This is a genomic window from Sphingomonas sp. IC081, from assembly GCF_006874585.1.
Lineage (GTDB): Bacteria > Pseudomonadota > Alphaproteobacteria > Sphingomonadales > Sphingomonadaceae > Novosphingobium.
Window position 1 is genome coordinate 135,264 of record NZ_CP029763.1, and the last position, 21,648, is coordinate 156,911.

Consider the following 21,648-nt stretch of genomic DNA (forward strand, 5'->3'; position numbering starts at 1 on the left):
CCTTCCTTTCCCGCTATTGGAGGCCCTGCGCGCTGAGCCCGCGGGAGAAGTTGAGCGCGGCCGACATCCCCGGCGTCATCGTGTTCTGAAGCGTCGATTCCAGCATGATCGAGCGATCGATGATCTGCATCGTCACTTGCAGTTTTTGATCGAGCCGTACGCCGCGCTGCTGAAACTTCTGGCGCGTGGCCGCGATCTGCTGGCGCCACTGCGCCGCGGTTTCCTGGTCGAAGGTCTGATAATGGATCTTCGCCTGCTCGACGCGATCGAGCATATTGTCGATCATGGCATTGAGGATATCGACCGAGACGATCTCGGCGAGCGTCTGGATCTCACCATCGGTCAGTGTGTAGCGCGCGGCAGACTGCACCGCGAGGATCTTGAAGAGCGGGATGCTCGACATATTGAGCAATTGCTTCTCGGCTGCGTCGATCGCCACATCGGTGCGGATCTTCGTCGCGATGTCCTTGATCATTGCGGCGATGCGCGGGCGCAGCGCAGCGCTCTCAGGGATCGAGAGGGTCTGGGTCGAGATGTTGAGACATAGCGTCTCTTCATCGCAGCGCAGGATATTGACCGTTGCGCCGCCTGATGTGCCGTCCAGCAACGCGGTCACGACCGCTTCTTCCGCTGGTCCGACCATCGTCACCTGGCCCCCGACACTTGGATCGGTCGAAGGTCGCGTCACGACGGTTCCTACAAGCGTCATGATGTATTCGCTGAATTCCTTGTCGAACGCGCCGAACTTTTGCGACTTGCGGAGCGCCTCCCAGGTATAGTTGTGCGGCTCGCCGACGAGCTGGTCCTTCATCGCCGGATCGCTGTTGGCCGCGATCGTCGAATCCCGCCGGTTGCCGTTGTTGCAGTTCTGCCGGGCGGCCGCCCAATCAGAGAATATGCCCTGGCTGTTCCCAACCGCCTCACAAATCGTTGCGCGGGTCGTATCCATTTGCGGCCAAATGCCGCCGACCAGAGCCTGCGCCGTCTCGCAACTCGAAATGTTCATCTGGTTCAGGAGTTGAGCTTTCTGCGCGAACTCGTCCATCACCTTGCCGATCTCTGGACTAATGGAATCGATCGCGAGCTTGAAGGCGAAGCCGAGCGCATTGTTCGCGGTCGCCTTCAGCATGGCGACGATCTCGGACGTGTTGATGAAGGAGAAGCTGCCCGAGAAGAGATCGATGCCGCCGCAGCCCGCCCGGGCCGATGGCAGCTGCAGGTTGAACGGCGAAACCGACTTCTGGGGAAAGCGCGTCCACAGATTGCCAAGCGAATAGTAGCCCGCCGACTGGCCTTCGAAGGCGCTGGGCCCGGTGACGTTGGCCGCGCCACCAGCGTCGTTGAAGAAAGCGTTCATCTCGCTCGCCACACCGGCATGCGCCGCCGGCACAGCGAGATGAAGCGAGGCAAGAAGGGCGGCCGCAGATGCCGCGGACCGGATTCGGGAGCGAAGAGAACGGCTCATCAGAAATCACTCCCCACAGTCGTGTTGGTGAGCGTGAAGATGCGGTCCATGATCTCGTCGGCCGAGAGGATGCCATAGCCCACGGGGATCGTCCGCTTCGTCACCGTGTCGAACAGGACGAGCGCCGGCGTTTCCTTGCCGGGGATGCCCATGCGCTCTCGTTGACCGCTGTCGACGAGATAGTGGGGAAAATCCTTCGATGGTCCGCCGTCCATCGACACGGCCATAACCGTCAGACGGTGGCTGTCCGCGACCGAACGCAGAATTGGTCCGGCGACATCGCAGGCGGCGCAGCTCTGCGCGTAGAAATAGAAGAGGCCATAACGCTCGCCGAGACGGGTCAGCACCGCGTCGCGGTCCGCCTTGCGGTTATCGATCCATGTCCGCTTGCCCAATGTCGAGACCGGGCGTTGCAACGTGTAATCCATATCCGGATGCTGCCAGATCGCCCGCTGCCAGACGTCGGAGAAGGTCGAAGCGCGGTCCAGCTGCTCGCGCTGGAAGCGGACATAGGCGACGACATTCTCTTCGCTCGGATCGAGGATCGCGCGTGCCTTCAGCTCATCAAGCGTGGCCCTAACAGCCGCGAGCCGTTCGGCCGCCGGCACCGGCGGGGACACCGGATTGTCTTTCGGTGCCCGCCGCGCGGGATCACAATAGAACCATGTGCCGAGCCGCCGTTCGCCGCAATAGAAGGGATCGCCGACAGATTGTGGCCCGCCTTCCTCGCCAGCAATAGCCTCTTGGCCGGAAGTGAACGCCGTAACGGCAATCGCCAATGCAGCCAGCAGGGCTGGAACAGGCGCGCGCGATACCCCGACCCTGCGGGAAGCGGAGTGCCGGCGCCGGAAGACGCCGGAGGTGCGAAGCGGCGAAGTGCGGCGCGGATCAGCCGCCGCCAGGAGCGGATCGGGCATAATATTCCTCTATCTTCTTCTGGATGTCGGACATGGTCTGGACTTCATCGGGTAGCTTCGCCGCGTCGATGAACTCGGCGTAGACTTCGGTGAAATCCATCTTCGACAGGTCGAGACTGGCGAATTCGTGGATCGAAAATCCGCGGCATTGCTCGGTCTTAGGCTTGCCCCAGGGCTTGCCGAGCTGGAGACGGCCCTGCTCCTGAAGGATGCGCGACAGCTTGCTTTCAAAGCAGCAATAGGCCGTGCGCCTGGTCTTGCAGATGCCGAGAAAGCTGCTCGAGCAATAGCTGCCGACCCGGTAGCAAAATCCCATGCGATCCTTGATATCGAGCATCTTCTCCTGGGTGGAGCAGGCGAACAGCGTGAGGAATGGCGTCGCAAGCGCCGCTATCGCAGCCGGTCCGCCGGCGAGCGCGGCCGCTCCGGCGCCGACAGTGAGTACGCCCGATACTTTGCCGGCGCAGCAGTTGATGAGGCCGAACACCGGCTTGTGGCAGGTTTCGCGCTCGCCGCTGAATACCGTCAATTCATCGGGATTGAACTCCTTGCCTGCCTGGCCGATCGCGTGCAGAGCGACCAGCGCGTCCTTGAGCTCGGTCGAGGCCTCGCGCTCGATGGTTTCGCACTCGCCGTTCAGGCAGTAGACGTCGTCGCCGCAGATATACTGCTTTTCGTCGGCGTCGCCGCCCGAGCCCGGCACAGGACAGCGGTAGACGCGCTCGCGCACCTCGCAGCCCGGAGAGCTCTCGTCGTCGTCCAGGCATTCCTCCCTCACGAACGTGCACTGAGCGTTGGCCTCAAGCGACGAACAGTCGTTGCCCGCGGAAGCGGTGTGGCACAGATAGCTCCGGTTCCATGCCCAGCAGGGCTGCGTAACCGGCACGCCGTCGACGATGCGTGTCACGGGGTCGCTCGAGCTGCAGACCTCCTCCTGCTGGACGCACATGCTGTCACCCGCGAAGGGTGCGCAGGCCCCCTCGTTGCGCGTGGCGGTGATGGTCGAAGCTTCCTCTTCCCTGGACAGCCAGTATTCGCCGGTCGCGAGCACAATCCCCGGATGATAGTAGCCGGGCGAAATCCCTTGCGCGGGCGCGCTGCATTTGAGTTCGTAGGCAGTGTGGCCGAGCGATGGGCAGGACGATGCCGGCGTGAACCCGAACGGCCCGAAATTACTGCAATAGTCGATCGCTCGCGTTTCCTGGCAGATTCCGCTCGCGACCTCGTCGTCGAATGCCGCTCGCGCGGGATAGACGCCGCCGTCCGTGGGCATCGTGCTCATGCGGCCGGTCCAATAGGTATAGGTCTCGCGTTTCTCGACGACCACGTTCAGCGGGATCGTGCACGAACGGGTCTGCTCGTTGAGCTTGGTGCCGATATTGCAGCTCGCCTCATACCACCCTTCCGGCAACTGGCTCGGCGGCAGCGGTATGCAGCTCCCCTGCCCGCCGCTGATGTCCTCGCCGTCGAGATAGGCTTGCGGGTCATCCTCGATCGCGCGACCGCGTGCGATATCCGCCTTGATCTCGGCGGCATCGAATTTCGGGCGGACGCGATCGCCCTCGATGATCGTCTGATATCCTTCGTGCGACGAGGTCTGCGCCGACGCTTCGGACACCATCTTGTCCGGATCGTCGAAATAGGTGGACTGCGGCAGCGTCGTTCCCTGATAGCCCGGAATCTCCAATGCCTGACCTTCGGTGTTGGGAACGAGCGACCCGTCCTGCCGGAAGGCTTCGGCCATCGCCTTGCCCTCGGCGCGTGCATCGGCCGTCGTCTCCTGGGCCAGCGCCGGAGCTGCCGTTGCCAGCATGGCTGCCGTCAGCGTGGCGATGCCCCGCCTCACGGATGCGTCTTCCGAAGATTGCCGAGCGCGACGGCCGCCACCTTCGCACCGGGGCCGCCGCCCTCGGCGAAGGAAGCGAGCGCATATTCGACCGTGACATTGCCGGTTAGGCGGTCACTGGGCGGGACGACGGTCTTGCAGCGAAAGCCCTCGCACAGGTCGAAATCGGAGCCGACGGCGACATAAGTCGGGACCGCCTGGATATCGAATGCCCGGAACAGGCGCGGGTCGATGCCGATGCTCGCATGATCGGCCTTGTCCTCTACGATGCGCGCGATCGCTGACTGGAACGCCTTCATCGAATTATCGGGGAAGCCCCGGAACACCACGACGCCGCCCGCGCGCGAGACGTCGGCGATCATCCGCTTCAGCGATTTCTCAGGCATGGACAGGCTTGCAAAGGCAATGAACTGCGGCGCCTGCCCCCGCGGCGCGTCGAGATTGCCGACCGCGCCTGCGACCAGCTCGTCGAAATCGACAGCGCCTTTGGGGCCTGCGGGCAGATCGGCAGGCGAGAGCCGCTTCAGATTCTCACGGCCTGCATCGGCTGTTGATGTCGCCTCTTCCCGGAGGGCGTCGCCGCGATCTTTTACATGCGCGACGAAGGCTTCAGCGTCAGCCGCCATGGCGGCTGCGCGTGTCTTGACCGCCTCGACATCGAGGTCGCCCGCGGTCTGCGCCCACAACGCGGCGCCACCGGCGAGACCGGCCAGAGCGATCGATGCAACAAGGATGGTACGCATCGCTCCCTCCCTAAAGCACGCAGCAGTTGCGCTTGCGCCAGACGAGGTAGCCCATGTCCTCGCCCGCCGCGGGATAGGCCCGCCCCGCATCGGGCGGCATGGTCGACGCCCCTATTGGCGAGCAGGCGTAACGTCCCGAGACGGTCGGGATCGGGTTCGTCATCTGGAACCGGTATTGCTGCTTCCTCATGATCGGCATGAGGTATTTCTTGCACAGGCCCTTCGAGCCCATCGTGCCCCAGGCAAGACCCATGCGGTGCATCTTGTAGGAGAAGCGCGACAGTGCGAGCCTTGAGGACTGCACATGGCCGATATGCGAGGGGATATTCCCGTTGAGCGGGTACATCGTGCCCTGACAGCCTGCGCACCAGAACAGGGAATCGAGCGGCAGGCCCACAGTGCCTGCGACGCAATCCCCGGCGCAGGCAGCGACTGCAAGCGGGTTGGCGAAGACCACAGCCTCGGGGTTGATGAGCGCGGTCAGCGTATCGTCCTGCCAGAGCGGATCGATCTCGGTCATGTAGGCGATGTCGAAGCTTGCCTGCTCGAAGCAGAGGAAATCTGTGAGAATCTCCATCCAGTACAAGAGGGGGTAAACGTACCAATGAACGTGCCATTTGGCGGTGTTCTGGCTCTTGCCGCCGACCTGGCTCGGCCCCGCGAGCATGCCCTGGCCGATGTCGAAACCGGGCGCGATCTTCTTGCCGCCGAGATTGACGAAGCACCACGGCTTCATCGTCACGTCGGCGAGCCGGACCGGCTCCCAGAAGCCGACCGAGATCCCGATGCGCGGCAGCGGGTCGGCGCAGGCGCAAATCGGCGACGCCGGGTTGTTCGTGTCCGGCCGACCACTGGGCCAGATCTTGAGACCACCCACGGAGAGCGGGAAAAGGCAGGACCAGCAAACGTCGGTCACCGGATTGACGAACTTGCCCGAGCATCCGGCCGCTTCCGCGCGCGCCGGAAGGAGCGCGACCGACCCGAACAGGGCCAGGATGGCGGCGAGGAGGCGGAACGGTTTCACCGCTCGACCTCCCCATGGCCACCTGCAAGCCAGGCATCATCGGCGGCACTCTTCGCCCGGAAGTAGCGGATGCCGCAAAGAAGCACGGCGAGCAGCAGCACGGCACAAACGAGACCCGCAGTATTGCCTGCGAGCGAACGAAGCGGTCGCAAGCAGAGGATCGAGGCCGCAAGCGCGATGCACAGCAGCTGCCACAAGTGGCGCCTGCGGCGGAGCATCCTTGTCTCGGGCGCTGCCATCGGCGTGCGCAGCATGTCGAGCCAGAGCGGCATCACTTCGCCCCCTGCCGCGCCAGGACATGCTCGCGCACTTGCATGACCTTGCCTTGCTGGCTCACGACCGCCGGCGTGTGGCGAATGCCGAACCGCTCGGTGAGCACACCATTCTGATCGAAATAGAAGCGGCGCTTGCGGTTGGTCATCTCATCGATGGGGGAACCGGCAACGAGAATGATCTTGGCATCCGTCGCATTCCAGCGCCCGGTCGCCCACGCCATCTGTCTGGCATCGTCGCCATCGACGAAGACGAGTGCCTGGCGCACCGTCACGAAATCGAGCGGGTTCACGCGCTGCCCCGCGGCTGCGATGAGATTGCCCTTCTGGTCGCGGATGTCCCGCTCGACGACCATCGCCGGATCGAATTGCCAGCTGCGCTCCCGCGTCGCGCGTGTGATGCCGGCGACTGGCTTCGGCCGACGCACGGATTGCTCGACGCGTCGCGCGAACTGTTGATTGAGCGCGTCGATTTGGCCCGATGACTGGAGCCGGGCCAAGCGAGCCTCGATCGTCGCCAGCAGGTCGGGTTCGATGATTGGAAAGGCTTGCGCCTGCGTTCCATAGTCGCGCGCCTGGGTGGACGCGGTGGCGCCGACGGCGACGAGAAGGCCTGTCCCGACCATGCGAAGGACAGGAGCCCTCACAGTACCGCCTCCCCGGTGCCGAGGATTTGCGGGCGGCAGATGAACCCGATTTCACCGTAACGGCTGTCGAAGCTGTCGGGATGCGGAGTTCCGACGAAATAGCAGCCGTCCGGCACCGTGCCGATCGGCCCGGGTGTCAGCTTCTCGCCCCGCCGCGTCACTTCCTTCATCGTGCCAACGAGGTGCCCGTTCACCAGCACTTCTGCGCCTCGATGCTCGATCGTGTCGCCGGCCATGCCATAGACGATCTTGCCGAACGCGCCTGGGTTCTCGCCGAAATGCGCGCGCACGAGCGCGTTCGCGGGCGGGACGAAGAAGAGATAATCGCCGCGCTTGGGTGCCCTGCCCCGATCGATGGTGAAGGCCCAGTTGGGCAGGGATTCAGAAGCGTTGATGAATAGTGCGTGGTCCTCACGCCAGGACGACAGCGCGCTCGCGGCGATGCCGCCAATCCCAATGAGGCCGAGCAGCAGCCAGCGCTGCCTGACCGGTCTGCGGGTTTCAGTTGGCGGGGCCATCGGACGCGCTCCCGAAAGGTGAGGCCGTTGTGGGTCCGGTTTGCGGTGCAGCCGGTCCGGGAGCGGGAGAGCCACCACCTATCCTGGCCTGGAGTTCGGCGGGAGAGGCAGGACGCGGAATTGCGATGCCGCTCGCATAAACCGCCCTTCGCACTTCATCGGTGATATCCGGGACATTGCGCGTGAGGACCGCTTCCGCGACCAGAACCGTCTCGCCCTTGGCGGCGCGCGCTGCCATCTGGCCATCGAGCGATGCCATGAAGGCACGCATCTCGTGCTCGACCTGCTCGGGCGGCGACGCGCTACGGGCCTGCGCCTGGATATACTCGCCGACAAGACCGGACAGTTTTACCGCCACGATGCGCTGTTGCGCTGGCGGTGAGAGCAAGGAGCGCGTTACCCACATGCCCCAGGCGAGAGTGGCAAGGAGGATCGCCAGGGCTGCGAGCTGCAGCACCGAAAGACCTGCAAACGCGGCTCGGCGCTTGCGCGGCTGCTCAGTGCCGGCAGGGCGTGGGAGATCGAGCTCAGGTTCGCGTGAAAGATCGGTCATGTTGTCTCTCCCCCCGAGGACTCGGATTGCCGCAGGTTGTGCCAGCGGAGCACGCTGACGATCAGGAGCAGAACGGCAGTCAGGCCGACCAGCAGCAGTTGGAACGAGACTTGCCGCCGTGCACCGGCCTCGAGATAGCGCGCCGAAAGATTGTGCAGCTGGAGGAAGAAGCCATCGAAGCTGAGATTGCCGAGCAAAGCCAGGAAGCAGACGAACAGGCCGAGGACGACGAGCATGTTGGTCGCAGCCCATCCTGCCGTGCGAAGTCCATGATAAATCAGCGCTTGCCAATTCAATGCCCGGCGATGCCGGGGAGGACGGTGGCGGTGCAGCACGATGCGTTCGGGGACCGGCATGGCTATTCCGCTGCGAGCGGAACCCCGCCGCTCGCCTCCTGTCCGTTTGCTTCTGTCGCCGGTTCTAGCAACCGTTCGATTGCTTCCTCGATCGTGAGGCCATCACGCACGCCTGCCTCGATCGCCGCGAAAGTGCGGGGGCTCGACGAATAGACCGCAGCAGAGAAGGGATCGAGCACGAGCCGGCCCAGCGCCAGCGTGTCCGGGCCTTTGATCATGATGTCGGAATATTCCGTGCCGTTGCGTTTCAACGAGCGGAGCAGCGCGTCGGTATGGCCATCCATGTCGAAGCGGTCGTGCTTCTTGAAATCGGCGATGGTTTCCGGCTTCTGCTGAAGGATGACGAACCAGTCGCTGTTTTCGAGCGCGGCCTTCGATCCGTCCGACTTGTAATAGTCGTTGAGCGATTGGGTCGCGGTAATGAGCGACGCGCCATATTTACGGCATGTCCGGCTGTAGGTCTCGATGAAATCGGCCATGGCGCCGCCACGCAGCATTTGCCAGGCTTCGTCGAGGAGCAGCGCCTTGGGGATCGCGCGGTCGATCCGGCGCATCGCCTGGGAAGACATGAACATGATCGCGGTCAGCACGACCGAACGCAGCTCCTCGCGCGATGCGAGGTCGGAAAGCTCAAATACAGTGAAATCGGCCTCGAGTTGGAAGCTCACATCGCCACTGAAAAAGCGGCCATATGTGCCTGCGCTTGAGAACGGGCGCATGGCGATGGCGAGATCTCCGGCAAGCATGTTGCCGGTGGCATCGAGCGCGGCGATCACATCGTCGATGCTGCCCGCCCTGCCCTTCTCGTTCCAGATCTGGTTGACCGCCCCATCGATCAGCCCCCGCTCGGTATCGTTCAGCCGGTCCATGTGGCGGGCCATCTGCGCGACGATCGCCTTCAGCATCGCCATGCAATCGAGCAGATAGTCCTCGTCCTCTTCCGCCCGCGCGCCGTCGATCATGGCAAAGGGATTGAGGCAGAAGCCCGAGCCAAGCGTGAACTCGACGAATGCCCCGCCCTGGAGTCTCGCAGAATGTTCGAACGAACGTCCGTCGTCGATCACCACCACTTTCGCCCCGGCGCCGCATAGCGATGCGCACAGTTCCTGAAGCGCAACCGACTTGCCCGAGCCCGACTTGCCGAACACTGCGACATTATGATTGCCGGCGGCGTTCTCGAAAGGTGACCAGAAGAAGGGCTGTCCGCGCCGGCCGACCAGCAGGAGATGCGGGATCGGACCGCCCAGATACTCCCCCTGCAGCGGTGCAAGATTGCAGGCCGTGGTCGTAAGCATGGTGCGCATGCGCTTCATGCGTTCGAGGTCGCGGGCGAGACCGTCAGCAAGCGTGATCGGCATGGCGCAGAGCAGGCCCATGATCTGCAGGTAGCGATCGTCGTGGAGATCCCAGCCTGCGGCTCGATAAACGGACTTCACAATACGCTCATGAGCGTCGCCTTGTCCCTTGGGCGAGAACGAGGTCAGCGAGTAGAAGCAACGCACGAGCTTGCGACCCTGGCGGAGCTCATCCTGGACATACTGCCATTCGCGCGACTGCTCGCGCAGCTGCGGCAGGAAGCGTGCCGACTTGGAATCGGCGAGGCTGGTGGTCCGCATGAACTTGTAGCCCGCCTTGCTCGCGGACGCCTGTTCGTCGGGATATTGAAGACAAAGCACGGTCGCGACCGGACAGGGCATGCGCAGCTTGTCCGTGAACAGGTCGCCGATCAGTCTCGCTACGTCCCACGGCGCCCAGCGGTTCGGCAGGTTGCGCACGGAGAAGGAGCGCAGGTCGAACGTGTCGGGATAGATTTCGCCGATCTCGGGCGCGCCGTCGACATCCGCACCCGTCGGACGGAAGCGTTCGGTACGCAGCAGGAGCCGGTCGGGCTCGATCCTGAGTTCGATGTCGCGCCGGACGGCCTGGTCCGCGATCGGGTCGAACGGACTGTAGCTGGTCGGATCATCACCCGCCGCCGTTGTCGGCGATGTCATGTCGTCAATGAGCGCGATGAGCGCGACGGGATCGAACACGCGGGTTGGTACGTCGATCGACTGGAGCGTCGAAACGAGGCCCTCTCGTACCGAAACCAATGCGTCGGTTGTTACCGATGCGGTATCGGGGACGCTCACCGAAATCACGATACGATGATTGCGAAGATGGAAGGGGGCGTCGGCCGACAGCGATCGCCAGACGCCAGCGCTCAGATAATCGGCGCGGTGTCGCGCCATGCGCTCGTAGATGCCACGCGCCCGGTAGCGGGGCACGAACCATTGTGAGACCCGGTCCCCGATCCGGGGAGACATCCAATGGAGAATCTGGACGCAGCATTGCGCTGGGATGGCCTCCGAGAAGAACTGGGTCAGGATCTCCGCCGTCCGCTCATCTCCGCCGACCAGTGGTGCCGCCTCGATTGCGAAACCCCGCGACCCGCTGTTGAAGAACAGCGACGTCTTCTGGTCGAAACTACGATAGGGCAGCCAATGCGCGAGCATTGGAACGCCGTGACTGGGCGGCCGCGTATCGGGCTTGCCGTCGACGCCGAGAACCCGCTCGACGATCCCGCTGAAGAGACCGGGCGCAGTCATCAATCCTCCTCCGGGGCGCCCGGCAATCCCGGTGCGCGTATGGGGACTGCGCCCGTAGCGCTGGCCTCAGGCGAAACGGCCTGCGAAGGAATGGAGGGCGGCAGCTTCGGTTCAGCGTCAGAATCGCGTGTTGGCCTTGCAAGCACCGCTTCGACTTTCGCGCGGACCTCTTCGACAGAAGTAGGTGGACGCACAGTTTTCGTCTCGACCTGCCCCGGTATCTCAGCATCTGCGGCTGATAGCGTATTGCTGTACCGCAAAGGCGGAGCTGCCATGGCCGTACCGGCAAGTGGCGCAGCGACGCGTGGTGTTGCACCGCTTATGACACCCGGAACGTGCGTCACCTCGCCTGCCGGCACCCAGTCTCCACTCTCGACGACGGTATGAATCGCGCTCGCTTCATGGAGGCGTCCGAGATCGTCGATATAGGATGGGAACATGATGCGCAGCACCTTCTCCCCGGATCGGCGCTGCGGTGCGTTGACAGCTCTAGCCACGGCGTTGTTGCACTGCCCACCGACGCAGCGGGCGGCCGCCGGCCTGACGTCCTCCGCGGTCTCTCCCACCAGCAGCGCGACAGCTGCATCGTCGATACGCGAGGTTGGCGCGCAGGTTCCGTCGGGCGCACGGCAGGCGAAATTGCCCTTCACATTGCCGTTAAGTATCGAGCAGCCGCCAAGCAGGCCAAGCACCAGGATAGGCGCTGCCATGCGCGCCCGAAATGCGATCGATCGGACCCGCATCACCGCGCTCCCTTCAACCAGGCGGCAAGCGCGTCTTTAGGGCGGTAGCCCTCGATCATCGCGCCGTCGCTGCGCACGATGACCGGTGTGCCTGCGATGCCGTTGGCGGCCGCGAACTTCTCGTTGGCATCAAGGCCTGAGGTATCGCAGTTTGCCGGTTCAAGCGTATCGCCGGCGTAAGCCCTGCGTAGCGCACGGGCCGGATCCTTCGCGCAGTAGACACGCTCACTCAGCGCACGGCTTCCAAGGATTGAGATCGGCCGCTCAACGACGCGCACATTGAGCTCGGTGAGTACGCCGCTGAGTGCCCGACAATAGCCGCATGTGAAATCGCTGAACACGGTGACCGTCGGGCCTGACAGATTACCCCAGATGATCGCTCCCGACTTGGGGAGCCCGGTGAGCGACAGGGCGCGGTCCGGTCGCGCGCGCATAGGCTCGCGCGCGGTCGCCGCTGGCGAAGCGACCGCGGGAGCTGCGAGATCTTCGCCATCAGAAGTCCCACTGCTGGCCGCGCCGCCGAGCAGCATGGCAGGATTGAGTTCGAGGAGGCGCGCAGCGGTTAGATCCTGACGCGATTCCATGTCGTAGACACGGCCGATCACCAGATAGCGCGCGGACGTATCGACATAGAAGAGATTGCTGCCAGCAACGACCTCACAAAGGCCACCGATCCGCGCGCAGTCGACCTTGGTGATCTCGGTCTTAGGCAGGCGCGCCTTGAGGAGGGCGGCGATCTTGTCGCCATCGGGCCAGGCAAGATCCTTCGCAAATGCGACGCCGACGCCGGCAAGCAACAATGCGCCGGCGGCCATCCCAGCGGGAATGAAATAGCGACGCAGCGGACGCCGAGGCTCAGTTGCGGACATAGGCGCCCTCCAGGAAAACGATTTCGACGTCGATGCCAGTCGGCATCTCGATCACCGGCTGATATTGTTCGGCGCGCTCGATCAGATATTGCGAGACCATGTCGCCGGTTTGCGCGACCCCCTCGCCGAACCCGCCCTCAAGGATCTCTCCGGTTGAAAGGCGTTGCCGCTTGCCGTCCGTCGAGATGTTGGTCCCGGAGAGAATGGAACTCGTATTGGCGCTGAACCCTCGGCCGAACCCGCCGACCAGCCCAGCGAGGAACGCCTGGGTGACGAGGGAGCCTTCGCGGCTCACGACACGTCCGCGTACCCCGGTCTTTCCAGCGAATGCGATGAAGCCCTTGACTTCAGACACCGCAACACGGCCGCCAGGCTGCTCGCAGGTCATTTTCTGGAGTTTAACGTAGACCTTCTCGGACGAAAGGTCGCCGCGCGCCGCGCCATTGACCAAGCAGCCCTCAATCCGTGTCGTCAGCACACGTCCGTTCTGGATGACCGAACGGGCCGGACCTGTAATGCGCAGGACCACGGGGAGCGGATCGGTTTGGCTGTTGACGCCAGCCCCTGCATCGACGCCGACGATGACACGCGCCGACGCGAAGCTGTTGGGCGGCAGGTAGTCAGGACTGTCCGAATAGACCGTGTTGCCCCGCTCGACGCGCGCGGCCCCTCCTGTCTCAAAGGCCACTACCTTCACCTGAGACACGGGCGCGGCGGCAACAGCTGCGCTTCCCGGAGGCTGCTGATAGGTACCCGGCGAACCCGAACCGTACATCGCTGCAGGTCCAGGTGTGGGCGTGACTGAGGAGGGGGCGGCCCTTGCCGCGTTCACCTGCGCGCGTAGCTGCTCGTTTTCCTGCTGATATGCGCTGAGCACCCGTTGGCCGTCGGCGGCCATCGACTGGTTCTGGCCCTGGAGGGCTGCCACCTGCTGCGCGAGCTGATCGATCCGCTGCTGCTGCATACTGACCGACTTCAGCTGGTTCTCGGTGGACTGGAAGCGGTTCTCCGAAGCGGCCATCCATTCGCGCTCGGACATGTTGCGGTTGACCATATCGTCGGTGGCAATCTTGACGTCCTGCGCCCCGGAGGTTTCACCGTCGGGCGTGTCGCCATCGTCGAAGATCCAGAAGGCCGATGCGATCAGGAGGACACCGGAAGCACCGCCAAGCAGCAGGCGTTGCCTGCGGCGCACGACCTCGTTGCCCGCAAGATCGTCACCGACCGGAGAAATGTCCGCGGCGTCGAGCGGCCTGCGCTCGCGCGAGAAAAGCGTGCGCAGGTTCATGGCCGTTCTCCGGTACGCGTGACGAGATAGGCGGTGGTCACCTGGCCGGGCGCCAGGCGTGGCTCGGCGACCGAAACGGCAACCGCGCTCGCAGGCGCTATCGTTGCACCATCGAGTTCGACCGCGTCCTTCCCGCGATTTTCGATCCGCAGCACCCGGCCGTTGAGTTCGGCGCCGCGATACTCCGCGATCATCTGCACCCGGAGCGTGCCGACCTGCACCGGACTGCGCACCGACTGGCGCATCTGGTAGCCGTCGATGACCGATTGCGAATACATCGCTTGCACCAGAGCCGCAGCCTGTTCGCGCGGTTCCACACGGGCATGCGTCGAGGCAGGAGCGCGCTGGCTCGCGATCGCCGGGTTGGAGATGAACACCTGGACGGCGTCCTCGCCGGCGATGCGGCAAACGAGCTTGTAGACATAGCCGCGCTTCGATGTGGCAAAGAAGGAGAGCGAGGGCCGCGAATAGCCTTCGGGAACCGAGAGGTAGATATCGCCGCGCACCGGCTCGTTGACCACAGTGAAATCTTCTGCGGGATTGCCAGTCGAGACCTTCGAGACCGAGGCGAACTGGTCCTCCACGAGGCTGATGCGGGTGAGATCGCGCGACGATGCCGCACAATCGACCCGGGACCCGTCGGCAGCCATCACCGTCTGATCCGCCCATGCTGGCCCGGTAAAGGCCAGGCTCGTGCCGATCGCCAGCAGTACGGCACCCGCTCCGCGGCTCATCAGGCACCAGGACCGCGAAGAAAGCGCAGTGCCTGCCGCAAGCGTACCGATTGCCCACATGACCATCAGCTCTTCTCCCCCGGCTTGTCGGTGACCATGCCGAAGCCGACCAGCTTGAGGCTGAGTCCGGTATAGTCCCAGGTGTAACGGAACCGCCGATTCTCGACCGAGATGACTCGGTTGCCGACGATCGTCTGCAACTCGCCGGCCACTTCGGAAACCAGCGCTTTGGGATCGACCTTCATCGACTGGATCGTGAAGGTCTGCGAAATACTTGAGCCGCGCTGTTCGTCGAGAATCTTCAGGAGTTCGCCCTTCACCGCCCCTTGCGAACCGGCATGGGTTATCTCGAGTACCTCGTTCATCCAATATTCGAGGTTGCGCGGGGACCGGTTCAAGGTCAGTACGGCAACGTCGCGCGTGATCATCTCGAGATAGTCCTTCGACACCCCGGCGCTGCTTACCGTCAGGTTCGAGCGCAGGACGGGCTGGAGCACGATCTCGCGGTCGCGGGCCGAAGCGATGAGGAAGAGAATGATGACGAGGGCGCCGAGAAGCAGCGTGGCGAGCGCAAGGAGGTTGCGCTGTCTGAGCACGCGCTGGCCTTGGGCGTGGCTGTAGCCGAGCTCCATGTCAGCCTGCCATCAGCCGAAGGTAGGAGGGTGGTGTCGCCCGGAGACCCAGGAAGCCTGCCGGCAAATACCAGTAGGCCAGATGGATCAGCCAGGAGGCCGCGCGCCCGGACTTCGCCTTTCTCAACCCCCACCAGCCAGCAAACGCCAGAAATAGACCGATAAGGATATGCTGGGTCAGGACGCCCCACGCGAAGGGGAGAACCATCGCGAGGAACTCATCCAGCGTCCAGAGCCCAATCAACTCGGGATCATCCAGATGCGCCGGAATGACGTAAGTGTCGGCCGCCATACACCACCCCCCTGTTGACCGGCGCGCCGCGGCTGGCGGCGACCGGCAACGGCTGTCGGTTGATCAGATCGTCGCGGTGACCGTGGAGGTGACGATCGGAATACCGGTGCCGGCACCGACGCCCACACCGACCGGGATAGCCACCTGGCCGAGGCTGAAGCGCCCGGAAGCCAGGCCGACGATACCGCCAGCGAGCGAAAGCACGGTGATGATCTTGCCGCCCGAGCCTTCGAGGAAGTCCGTGAACTTGGTGAGCGCGGTGTTGAAGGTCGTGTCGGCACCTGCATAGGCGGCGCTGGCCCAGAGCAGCGTCATGAGCGCCAGCGCGAGAAGCAATACGACGAGCTCCCCACGGGCCTTTTTCTTGATTGCGGTCATATCAGTCCCTTTCGAGGCAGTGGGAGAAGCCTCTTCGCCACTCCCTCGATGGAGAGTTGCGAGGATTGAGCGACTGGGACAGCATTGGCTGCCGGGGACGTGAACTTTTTTCCGTATGTGCGATGAACCGTTAATACTGTCCCGATATGGCGGACAGTGGATGGGCGAAAGCGGGACAAGCAGGTGAGCGTTTCAGGACAACATGTCCGGGATTTAGGGACACGCGCGAATCGGATAATCTGCTTCGAAGCGAGTCGCTTTGTTGGGAAGGCCGATCATTGGGCCGACACCCCGATAGAAGTGTCCATTTCGGAGGGAAGCTGACGATGCCGGGCCGTTCTCGCAGCTATGCGCTGGACATATCGGCGGAGCTTTTCAAGCTGACCACCGAGGGCATACGGCTGCACTCGAATGAGACGCATCGCTATCAGACGCTTGCGCAGCTCCTGATGCATCGCATCAACAAACTGACGGTGGCCGAGAGCCTCGATCCCGCAGAATTACGCGAGTATCTTGATGCCCTACCAACACGGGGAAACATTCGCATCCATCTCAATATCTCTCGAACCAGCGCGGATTCGCTCGTTGAAATCAAGAAGCGTCTCTCCCGAGCAATCGGTGATACGTTGACTGTCAGTGACGCGATCGCGCTTTTGATTTGCGACTACCTGGTAAAGCAGAGTGCAACGCGCGTTCTTCCAAAAGTCGGCCTTGGCGACTCGGGCAGCTCTGTCACGCCCACAAAATGATTGCCCTTCGCCGAAAGTGAATCGCAACGCCGTCGACTATCGCGGGCGTCGTTGCCGGGAGGTCACTGCACCTTGCTAGAATCGGCAATTTATGATTTTGTTAGCAAGCTCTGACGGCGCGGCGAGGGGACCACGCATGTCCTCAACGGACAATCCGGATCACACAGCGATCGACACGCAAGCGGCCGACGGCCGGAATGGGTATATTGAGCTCATTCTTCGCATCATGCGTATTCATCGGGTCAGCTTGCGCACGCTTGAGCACCGAACAGGTATCGGGAAATCAAGGCTTGGGCTGCTTCTGCACAGCGATCCGGCTCGCCGCCCGCCCATAAGCTTCGACGAATTGAAAGCGCTACTAGCCGCACTCGACATTGACGTGTTTGAAGCTGTCATCGTTGTCGAGGCCTTCAATGATATCGACGTGCTCGATGCGCCGCGCCATCGCGCGGTCATCGCCTTGTTGCGAGTGGTGTTTCGCTATCTACCGGTCGAGCTCGTTGCCGCGCTTGAAGAGTTTGACCACATCGACGGCTCTGATGTTCGTCCGGAATGGGCCGCCGGGCTGCAACGTGCTGTGGTGAGGAGATTGGTAAGCGAAATCACACGGATTGCAGCCGAGCGGGCGATCGGGTGGGATCGCGAAATCTGACGAATACTAGAAGATCTGTACCGAGGCCGCTCGCGCTGGCCTGGTAGGTATAGCTGAAAACGCCGGGGAGCCAGCGAACTCGCCATTCGGAAGAACCTGATGGTGGCCAGCCAGACGAGCCCACTTGCCCAGGACGTTGCGAACATAGTTTTTCGTCTCGGTGATCGGTGGGATTTGTCCGCCCTTTACGCGTCCTGGTCCCGCATTATAGGCAGCAAGTGCGAGGTGCACCTTGCCGAAACTGTCGAGTTGCGCGCGAAGATAACGCGCACCGCCGTGCAGGTTCTGGACCGGATCGTAGCGGTCGACACCAAGATCCCCTGCTGTTCCTGGCATGAGTTGTGTAAGTCCATAAGCTTGCTTTGGCGAGATTGCTCTCGGATTGTAGGCGCTTTCGGTCAGGACCAATGCATCGAATAGGCCAACTGGAATCCCAGCATCACATGCCGCCGCACTCATCGCGGTGTAAGCGGCGCGACGACGATCCTCGATGTCGTGTGCTAGGAAGCCCACTGGGCGGTATGGAACGGTTGTGCAGTCCGACGGGATATAGCGCCCCTCTGCCGGCCACACGGAAAGCAAGGGCGCCCTCATCCATGCGGGTACTGCGATATCGGAGAAAGGGGCGAGTGCATCGCGCTGGGTCATCTCGTCACCGTCCACGGCCAACGCGCCGAAGCTTGTCAGCATTGCATCACTGGTCCGCGCCCTCGTGAGATCGAGCAGGTGAAAACCACCTGCAGTCGCAGCCTTCTGTGAATTTTCTTCCTGTTCCTGCATTTCGGCTGGCGCGCTCGAACCCATGCGAATGATCTCGACGATACGCGTTGATGCGCCACTGGCGAGCGCCGGAGCGGGAAGCGCAAGCGCAAGAGCGGCTATGACCGCCGCGAAGTTATGTTGCATCATATAAACAACCCTGTTTCGTCAGCGTGCCGAAGACAATGGTCGTACTCACCGTAAGGCTGTCAACCCGAGGGCATCGCGGGCAATCTGGGCACCGGGTGGTTATCTGCCAACCGAGGCTTCGGCGATGAAGTAGAGCGCCTGGGTAGAACCAACCCAGGCTTCGACACGGATGAGAGGGTCAGGATCGGCGGCATCCTCAGGGAGATCCGCTTCCGCCCAATGGTCGTCGACATAGCGAACGAGCGCCTCCAGCGCAGCATCGTCGTTATCATGAAGCGAAAGATACTCGTGCTCCTGGCGCGAGATGAACAAGAGGATGTGACTCATCTTCAAGCCATGCCATAAAGAACGTTGTCATCCGAGGTCTCGGAAGCCGCACTTGTCTTGGCTACATCGCCAATCATGGGTTCATCCAGTATTAGAGATTGTGGTCATCCGATCCGCTTCATAGATCGAGCAAACTCACACATCAGAACTGGCGCAAATTTATCCACGCCACCTAATCATAGTTGGGAAGCTGAAACACTCGTCATCGGTCGCCATACAACTCCAAACCCTGTCGCCATCACACCGTTGGCCTGTGTGCAATGTAAGCGGCAAGCATTGTGCGCGGCCGCCTTCGTTCAGCGGCTCAAATTACTAAAACTCCTTTACAATATGCGCTGATTAGACAGCGTGGTTTCAACGATGATCCGCAAAGCTATGGCAAACTATGCCTCCCACGAGCTAGCTGCTTCGCCGCCGCCGCGTGATCATGACAACCTTAGACAAATCGCGCTGCATATCCCCCGTGAGCATTTCGCATTTCTGGAAGAGGTGACGCATCCCAACAGAGGGATCAATCTCGGCATTGTATTGGAAGCCGTTGGGACTTACGTGAACGAGGTGACTCCATCGCCGCTGCAATTGTCACTGGCAGAACTGTGGGAATCAGGCGATGCATTGTAATGTCATTCCTTTCCCAAGCGCGGCGCGGGCATGGGGCGGTAAAGCATCGGAAGTAGCGTCTCCCTCTTTGCTCAGGCAAAAAGCCGTGCGGCGTGCCAACGCAGATGGTCCCCCATGAAGGTCGAGATGAAATAATAGCTGTGATCATAACCCTCGCGTAAGGAAAGCGTGAGATCGACACCTGCGGTGTCGCAGGCAGCGCGCAGCAATTCGGGACGCAATTCCTTTTCGAGAAACACGTCGGCCGTACCTTGGTCTACCAGGATAGCGGCAATGTGGGCGCCATCCTCGATCAGGGCGACGGTATCGTGCTTGCGCCAGGCCGCCCTGTCTGAGCCGAGATATTTGCTCAGCGCCTTCTGTCCCCACGGCACCTGCGAAGGCGCGACGATAGGAGCGAACGTGGAAACGGCCTTGAACCGGTCGGGATGGTTAAGCGCGATGGTGAGGGCGCCATGGCCGCCCATGCTGTGGCCCATGATCGACTGGCGATCCATGTCAGCAGGGAAATTCTCTGCGATTAGGACGGGCAACTCCTCCGTGATGTAGGACCACATGCGGTAGTGCTGGTTGAACGGTGCCTCTGTCGCGTCGACATAGAAGCCGGCGCCCAGCCCGAAATCATAAGCACCCTCTGCATCGTCCGGCACGGGGTTTCCGTTTCGATCGGGGCCGCGTGGAGATGTGTCGGGCGCGACGAAGATAAGGCCAAGTTCCGCGCAGACAGCGCGGAACTCTCCCTTTTCCGTCACGTTGGCGTGGGTGCAGGTCAGGCCGGAAAGATACCAAACGACGGGCAGCTTCGTGCCCTCCGCATGCGGAGGCACATAGACCGAAAAGGTCATGTCGGTGCCGGTCACAGTGGAGGCGTGCTTGTACACACCTTCCACGCCTCCGAAGGCCCGATTGGCGCTGACCTGCTCCACGCTCATGCCTAGTTGCCGTCCGTAAAGGCGTAGGAGCAGATTTTATTGCCTGCCGGATCGCGCAGATAGGCGGCATAGGCGCCGGGGAGGTGATCGCGCGAACCGGGGGCACCTTCATCCGTCCCGCCGTTGGCGAGGCCGGCGGCGTGGAACGCAGCTACTTCCGCAGTCGAAGTGGCGGCGAAACCGACGGTAACGCCGTTTCCGGAAGCTGCTTCGCCATTGCCCGGCTTTGCGATGATGAACGCCGGCTTCTCCTTGCCGTAGAGAATCCAGCCATTACCGAATGGCCCAAGATTCTTGACGCCCAACGCGCCGAGCGCCGCGTCGTAGAATTTGGCCGATGCCTCGACATCGTTCGCACCAATGAAAACATGCGAAAACACACCGTCACCTGAAATCACTGCCATGAGTATTCTCCTTTGGTATAAAATGCTTCGGTATCAGTTTCAGAACACGACGACGGAGCGGATGCTCTCGCCGGCGTGCATCAGGTCGAACCCCTTGTTAATCTCCTCCAGCGTCAGGACATGCGTGATCATGGGATCGATCTCGATCTTGCCGTTCATGTACCAGTCGACAATCCTGGGTACGTCGGTACGGCCTTTGGCGCCGCCGAACGCCGAACCCTGCCAAACCCGGCCCGTCACAAGCTGGAAGGGACGCGTGCTGATTTCCTTGCCTGCCTCGGCTACGCCAATGACGGTGGAGACGCCCCAGCCTCGATGACAGGCCTCGAGCGCCTGACGCATCACCTCGGTGTTGCCGGTGCAATCGAAGGTATAGTCGGCGCCGCCGTCCGTTAGAGCCACGAGATCGGCCACAACCTCGGCCGTGGTTTTGCCCTTTGGATTGTAGAAATGGGTCATTCCGAAGCGAGTACCCCATTCAGCCTTGCCGTCATTGAGATCGACACCGACAATCTTGTCCGAGCCCACCAACCGTGCTGCCTGGAGGACGTTCAGGCCAATGCCGCCCAGACCGAATACGATCACGTTGCTGCCCGGCGTGACCTTTGCCGAGTTGATCACCGCACCAACGCCGGTGGTGACCCCGCATCCGATGTAGCAGCTCTTGTCGAACGGAGCGTCCTCGCGGATCTTCGCGACGGCGATCTCGGGCAGAACGGTGAAGTTCGAGAAGGTCGAGCAGCCCATATAATGAAAGATCGGCTTGCCATTGTACGAAAAGCGCGTCGTGCCGTCAGGCATCAGCCCCTTGCCCTGGGTCGCGCGGATCGCAGTGCAGAGATTGGTCTTGCCCGACAGGCAGCTTTTGCACTGGCGGCATTCTGGCGTGTAGAGCGGGATCACATGGTCGCCGGGCTTCACGCTGGCGACGCCAACGCCCACCTCGCGCACGATACCAGCGCCCTCGTGGCCCAATACGCTCGGGAAGATGCCCTCGCTGTCCAAGCCGTCGAGCGTATAGGCGTCGGTATGGCAGATGCCCGTCGCCATGATTTCGATGAGTACCTCGCCAGCCTTCGGTCCCTCGAGATCGAGTTCGACGATTTCGAGCGGCTTTTTTGCCTCGAACGCTACGGCGGCACGGGTCTTCATTCCAAACTCTCCCGAAAAAGTCACTTTGTTATAATCG

26 protein-coding genes are annotated in these 21,648 nt (G+C 62.3%); 3 read left to right on the top strand and 23 right to left on the bottom strand.

Annotated elements, in window-relative coordinates:
- Positions 1-13 precede the first annotated feature (13 nt).
- The 18 genes from DM450_RS23330 to DM450_RS23415 form a co-directional block, all read right to left on the bottom strand.
- Positions 14-1,465 (bottom strand): conjugal transfer protein TraH, encoded by a 1,452-nt coding sequence (locus DM450_RS23330; RefSeq protein ID WP_185928854.1) that lies wholly within the window; start codon positions 1,463-1,465, stop codon positions 14-16.
- Positions 1,465-2,382 carry a conjugal transfer protein TraF gene (locus DM450_RS23335; protein WP_260610671.1) on the bottom strand — a complete coding sequence of 306 codons (918 nt, stop codon included), beginning with the start codon at positions 2,380-2,382 and terminating at the stop codon, positions 1,465-1,467. Before DM450_RS23335 ends, DM450_RS23330 begins: the two co-directional genes overlap by 1 nt.
- The gene (locus DM450_RS23340) at positions 2,354-4,195 is read right to left on the bottom strand and encodes a conjugal transfer protein TraN (protein ID WP_142639827.1); all 1,842 of its coding nucleotides are present in this window, start codon (positions 4,193-4,195) and stop codon (positions 2,354-2,356) included. Before DM450_RS23340 ends, DM450_RS23335 begins: the two co-directional genes overlap by 29 nt.
- 29 nt (positions 4,196-4,224) lie before the next feature.
- Positions 4,225-4,971, bottom strand: a complete 747-nt coding sequence (trbC, locus tag DM450_RS23345) for a type-F conjugative transfer system pilin assembly protein TrbC (protein WP_142639698.1) — start codon at positions 4,969-4,971, stop codon at positions 4,225-4,227.
- A 10-nt stretch (positions 4,972-4,981) separates the two neighbouring features.
- Positions 4,982-5,995, bottom strand: coding sequence for a conjugal transfer pilus assembly protein TraU (gene traU / locus DM450_RS23350; RefSeq protein WP_142639700.1), 1,014 nt, complete (start codon positions 5,993-5,995; stop codon positions 4,982-4,984).
- A complete protein-coding gene (locus tag DM450_RS23355) occupies positions 5,992-6,267 on the bottom strand; it encodes a hypothetical protein (protein WP_142639702.1) in 276 nt (91 codons plus the stop codon). Before DM450_RS23355 ends, traU begins: the two co-directional genes overlap by 4 nt.
- Positions 6,267-6,893, bottom strand: coding sequence for a type-F conjugative transfer system protein TraW (gene traW, locus DM450_RS23360; protein WP_142639704.1), 627 nt, complete (start codon positions 6,891-6,893; stop codon positions 6,267-6,269). Before traW ends, DM450_RS23355 begins: the two co-directional genes overlap by 1 nt.
- Before the next feature lie 17 nt (positions 6,894-6,910).
- Entirely contained in the window at positions 6,911-7,432 is a 522-nt protein-coding gene (locus tag DM450_RS23365; protein WP_142639706.1) for a S26 family signal peptidase, read from the bottom strand.
- Positions 7,416-7,985: a TrbI F-type domain-containing protein gene (locus DM450_RS23370; RefSeq protein ID WP_142639708.1), complete on the bottom strand. Its 570-nt coding sequence runs from the start codon at positions 7,983-7,985 to the stop codon at positions 7,416-7,418. The genes DM450_RS23365 and DM450_RS23370 overlap by 17 nt, the downstream gene beginning before the upstream one ends.
- A complete protein-coding gene (locus tag DM450_RS23375; RefSeq protein WP_142639710.1) occupies positions 7,982-8,341 on the bottom strand; it encodes a hypothetical protein in 360 nt (119 codons plus the stop codon). Before DM450_RS23375 ends, DM450_RS23370 begins: the two co-directional genes overlap by 4 nt.
- A 2-nt stretch (positions 8,342-8,343) precedes the next feature.
- Positions 8,344-10,929: a type IV secretion system protein TraC gene (gene traC, locus DM450_RS23380; protein WP_185928855.1), complete on the bottom strand. Its 2,586-nt coding sequence runs from the start codon at positions 10,927-10,929 to the stop codon at positions 8,344-8,346.
- Positions 10,929-11,639 (bottom strand): TraV family lipoprotein, encoded by a 711-nt coding sequence (locus DM450_RS23385; RefSeq protein WP_185928856.1) that lies wholly within the window; start codon positions 11,637-11,639, stop codon positions 10,929-10,931. Before DM450_RS23385 ends, traC begins: the two co-directional genes overlap by 1 nt.
- A 32-nt stretch (positions 11,640-11,671) precedes the next feature.
- Positions 11,672-12,541 (bottom strand): DsbC family protein, encoded by an 870-nt coding sequence (locus tag DM450_RS23390; protein WP_185928857.1) that lies wholly within the window; start codon positions 12,539-12,541, stop codon positions 11,672-11,674.
- On the bottom strand, positions 12,528-13,829 hold the full coding sequence (locus DM450_RS23395; protein ID WP_142639714.1) for a TrbI/VirB10 family protein: 1,302 nt from the start codon (positions 13,827-13,829) through the stop codon (positions 12,528-12,530). The genes DM450_RS23390 and DM450_RS23395 overlap by 14 nt, the downstream gene beginning before the upstream one ends.
- On the bottom strand, positions 13,826-14,629 hold the full coding sequence (locus tag DM450_RS23400; RefSeq protein ID WP_142639716.1) for a type-F conjugative transfer system secretin TraK: 804 nt from the start codon (positions 14,627-14,629) through the stop codon (positions 13,826-13,828). The genes DM450_RS23395 and DM450_RS23400 overlap by 4 nt, the downstream gene beginning before the upstream one ends.
- Positions 14,629-15,195: a type IV conjugative transfer system protein TraE gene (locus DM450_RS23405; RefSeq protein WP_142639718.1), complete on the bottom strand. Its 567-nt coding sequence runs from the start codon at positions 15,193-15,195 to the stop codon at positions 14,629-14,631. The genes DM450_RS23400 and DM450_RS23405 overlap by 1 nt, the downstream gene beginning before the upstream one ends.
- A gap of 1 nt (position 15,196) precedes the next feature.
- A complete protein-coding gene (gene traL, locus DM450_RS23410) occupies positions 15,197-15,487 on the bottom strand; it encodes a type IV conjugative transfer system protein TraL (protein WP_142639720.1) in 291 nt (96 codons plus the stop codon).
- A gap of 63 nt (positions 15,488-15,550) precedes the next feature.
- On the bottom strand, positions 15,551-15,865 hold the full coding sequence (locus DM450_RS23415) for a TrbC/VirB2 family protein (RefSeq protein ID WP_142639722.1): 315 nt from the start codon (positions 15,863-15,865) through the stop codon (positions 15,551-15,553).
- 326 nt (positions 15,866-16,191) lie between these two features.
- Between DM450_RS23415 and DM450_RS23420 the strand changes: the two genes are divergently transcribed.
- Together DM450_RS23420 and DM450_RS23425 are read left to right on the top strand one after the other, a co-directional pair.
- Positions 16,192-16,614 (top strand): hypothetical protein, encoded by a 423-nt coding sequence (locus DM450_RS23420; protein ID WP_142639724.1) that lies wholly within the window; start codon positions 16,192-16,194, stop codon positions 16,612-16,614.
- 136 nt (positions 16,615-16,750) lie between these two features.
- A complete protein-coding gene (locus DM450_RS23425; protein WP_142639726.1) occupies positions 16,751-17,266 on the top strand; it encodes a helix-turn-helix domain-containing protein in 516 nt (171 codons plus the stop codon).
- 6 nt (positions 17,267-17,272) lie between these two features.
- Here the strand turns inward: DM450_RS23425 and DM450_RS23430 are convergent, their stop codons facing one another.
- Both DM450_RS23430 and DM450_RS23435 read right to left on the bottom strand, forming a co-directional pair.
- Positions 17,273-18,175: a lytic transglycosylase domain-containing protein gene (locus tag DM450_RS23430; protein WP_260610673.1), complete on the bottom strand. Its 903-nt coding sequence runs from the start codon at positions 18,173-18,175 to the stop codon at positions 17,273-17,275.
- 99 nt (positions 18,176-18,274) lie between these two features.
- Positions 18,275-18,502 (bottom strand): hypothetical protein, encoded by a 228-nt coding sequence (locus tag DM450_RS23435; RefSeq protein WP_142639728.1) that lies wholly within the window; start codon positions 18,500-18,502, stop codon positions 18,275-18,277.
- Positions 18,503-18,862: 360 nt separating this feature from the next.
- Here DM450_RS23435 and DM450_RS23440 point away from each other — a divergent pair, with 360 nt between their 5' ends.
- The gene (locus DM450_RS23440) at positions 18,863-19,123 is read left to right on the top strand and encodes a hypothetical protein (protein ID WP_142639730.1); all 261 of its coding nucleotides are present in this window, start codon (positions 18,863-18,865) and stop codon (positions 19,121-19,123) included.
- A 71-nt stretch (positions 19,124-19,194) separates the two neighbouring features.
- Here DM450_RS23440 and fghA read toward each other — a convergent pair whose 3' ends face one another.
- The 3 genes from fghA to DM450_RS23455 are packed head-to-tail and all read right to left on the bottom strand — an operon-like array spanning position 19,195 to position 21,611.
- A complete protein-coding gene (gene fghA, locus DM450_RS23445; RefSeq protein ID WP_142639835.1) occupies positions 19,195-20,049 on the bottom strand; it encodes an S-formylglutathione hydrolase in 855 nt (284 codons plus the stop codon).
- Between the two features lie 8 nt (positions 20,050-20,057).
- Positions 20,058-20,465, bottom strand: a complete 408-nt coding sequence (locus DM450_RS23450; RefSeq protein ID WP_185928872.1) for a VOC family protein — start codon at positions 20,463-20,465, stop codon at positions 20,058-20,060.
- 33 nt (positions 20,466-20,498) lie between these two features.
- Complete coding sequence (locus DM450_RS23455) at positions 20,499-21,611, bottom strand: S-(hydroxymethyl)glutathione dehydrogenase/class III alcohol dehydrogenase (RefSeq protein ID WP_142639734.1); 1,113 nt, start codon at positions 21,609-21,611, stop codon at positions 20,499-20,501.
- Positions 21,612-21,648 lie beyond the last annotated feature (37 nt).

Excerpts from the sequence above, each read along its gene's own strand:
- trbC (WP_142639698.1), bottom strand. The coding sequence starts at position 4,971 with ATGCGTACCATCCTTGTTGCATCGATCGCTCTGGCCGGTCTCGCCGGT.
- DM450_RS23370 (WP_142639708.1), bottom strand. The coding sequence starts at position 7,985 with ATGACCGATCTTTCACGCGAACCTGAGCTCGATCTCCCACGCCCTGCC.
- DM450_RS23390 (WP_185928857.1), bottom strand. The coding sequence starts at position 12,541 with ATGTCCGCAACTGAGCCTCGGCGTCCGCTGCGTCGCTATTTCATTCCC.
- traW (WP_142639704.1), bottom strand. The coding sequence starts at position 6,893 with ATGGTCGGGACAGGCCTTCTCGTCGCCGTCGGCGCCACCGCGTCCACC.
- DM450_RS23430 (WP_260610673.1), bottom strand. The coding sequence starts at position 18,175 with ATGATGCAACATAACTTCGCGGCGGTCATAGCCGCTCTTGCGCTTGCG.
- DM450_RS23415 (WP_142639722.1), bottom strand. The coding sequence starts at position 15,865 with ATGACCGCAATCAAGAAAAAGGCCCGTGGGGAGCTCGTCGTATTGCTT.
- DM450_RS23385 (WP_185928856.1), bottom strand. The coding sequence starts at position 11,639 with ATGGCAGCGCCTATCCTGGTGCTTGGCCTGCTTGGCGGCTGCTCGATA.
- DM450_RS23340 (WP_142639827.1), bottom strand. The coding sequence starts at position 4,195 with ATGCTGGCAACGGCAGCTCCGGCGCTGGCCCAGGAGACGACGGCCGAT.
- DM450_RS23425 (WP_142639726.1), top strand. The coding sequence starts at position 16,751 with ATGTCCTCAACGGACAATCCGGATCACACAGCGATCGACACGCAAGCG.
- DM450_RS23365 (WP_142639706.1), bottom strand. The coding sequence starts at position 7,432 with ATGGCCCCGCCAACTGAAACCCGCAGACCGGTCAGGCAGCGCTGGCTG.
- DM450_RS23420 (WP_142639724.1), top strand. The coding sequence starts at position 16,192 with ATGCCGGGCCGTTCTCGCAGCTATGCGCTGGACATATCGGCGGAGCTT.
- DM450_RS23405 (WP_142639718.1), bottom strand. The coding sequence starts at position 15,195 with ATGGAGCTCGGCTACAGCCACGCCCAAGGCCAGCGCGTGCTCAGACAG.
- DM450_RS23435 (WP_142639728.1), bottom strand. The coding sequence starts at position 18,502 with ATGAGTCACATCCTCTTGTTCATCTCGCGCCAGGAGCACGAGTATCTT.
- traC (WP_185928855.1), bottom strand. The coding sequence starts at position 10,929 with ATGACTGCGCCCGGTCTCTTCAGCGGGATCGTCGAGCGGGTTCTCGGC.
- DM450_RS23440 (WP_142639730.1), top strand. The coding sequence starts at position 18,863 with ATGATCCGCAAAGCTATGGCAAACTATGCCTCCCACGAGCTAGCTGCT.
- DM450_RS23355 (WP_142639702.1), bottom strand. The coding sequence starts at position 6,267 with ATGCCGCTCTGGCTCGACATGCTGCGCACGCCGATGGCAGCGCCCGAG.
- DM450_RS23330 (WP_185928854.1), bottom strand. The coding sequence starts at position 1,465 with ATGAGCCGTTCTCTTCGCTCCCGAATCCGGTCCGCGGCATCTGCGGCC.
- DM450_RS23455 (WP_142639734.1), bottom strand. The coding sequence starts at position 21,611 with ATGAAGACCCGTGCCGCCGTAGCGTTCGAGGCAAAAAAGCCGCTCGAA.
- DM450_RS23395 (WP_142639714.1), bottom strand. The coding sequence starts at position 13,829 with ATGAACCTGCGCACGCTTTTCTCGCGCGAGCGCAGGCCGCTCGACGCC.
- DM450_RS23335 (WP_260610671.1), bottom strand. The coding sequence starts at position 2,382 with ATGCCCGATCCGCTCCTGGCGGCGGCTGATCCGCGCCGCACTTCGCCG.
- traL (WP_142639720.1), bottom strand. The coding sequence starts at position 15,487 with ATGGCGGCCGACACTTACGTCATTCCGGCGCATCTGGATGATCCCGAG.
- DM450_RS23375 (WP_142639710.1), bottom strand. The coding sequence starts at position 8,341 with ATGCCGGTCCCCGAACGCATCGTGCTGCACCGCCACCGTCCTCCCCGG.
- DM450_RS23400 (WP_142639716.1), bottom strand. The coding sequence starts at position 14,629 with ATGGTCATGTGGGCAATCGGTACGCTTGCGGCAGGCACTGCGCTTTCT.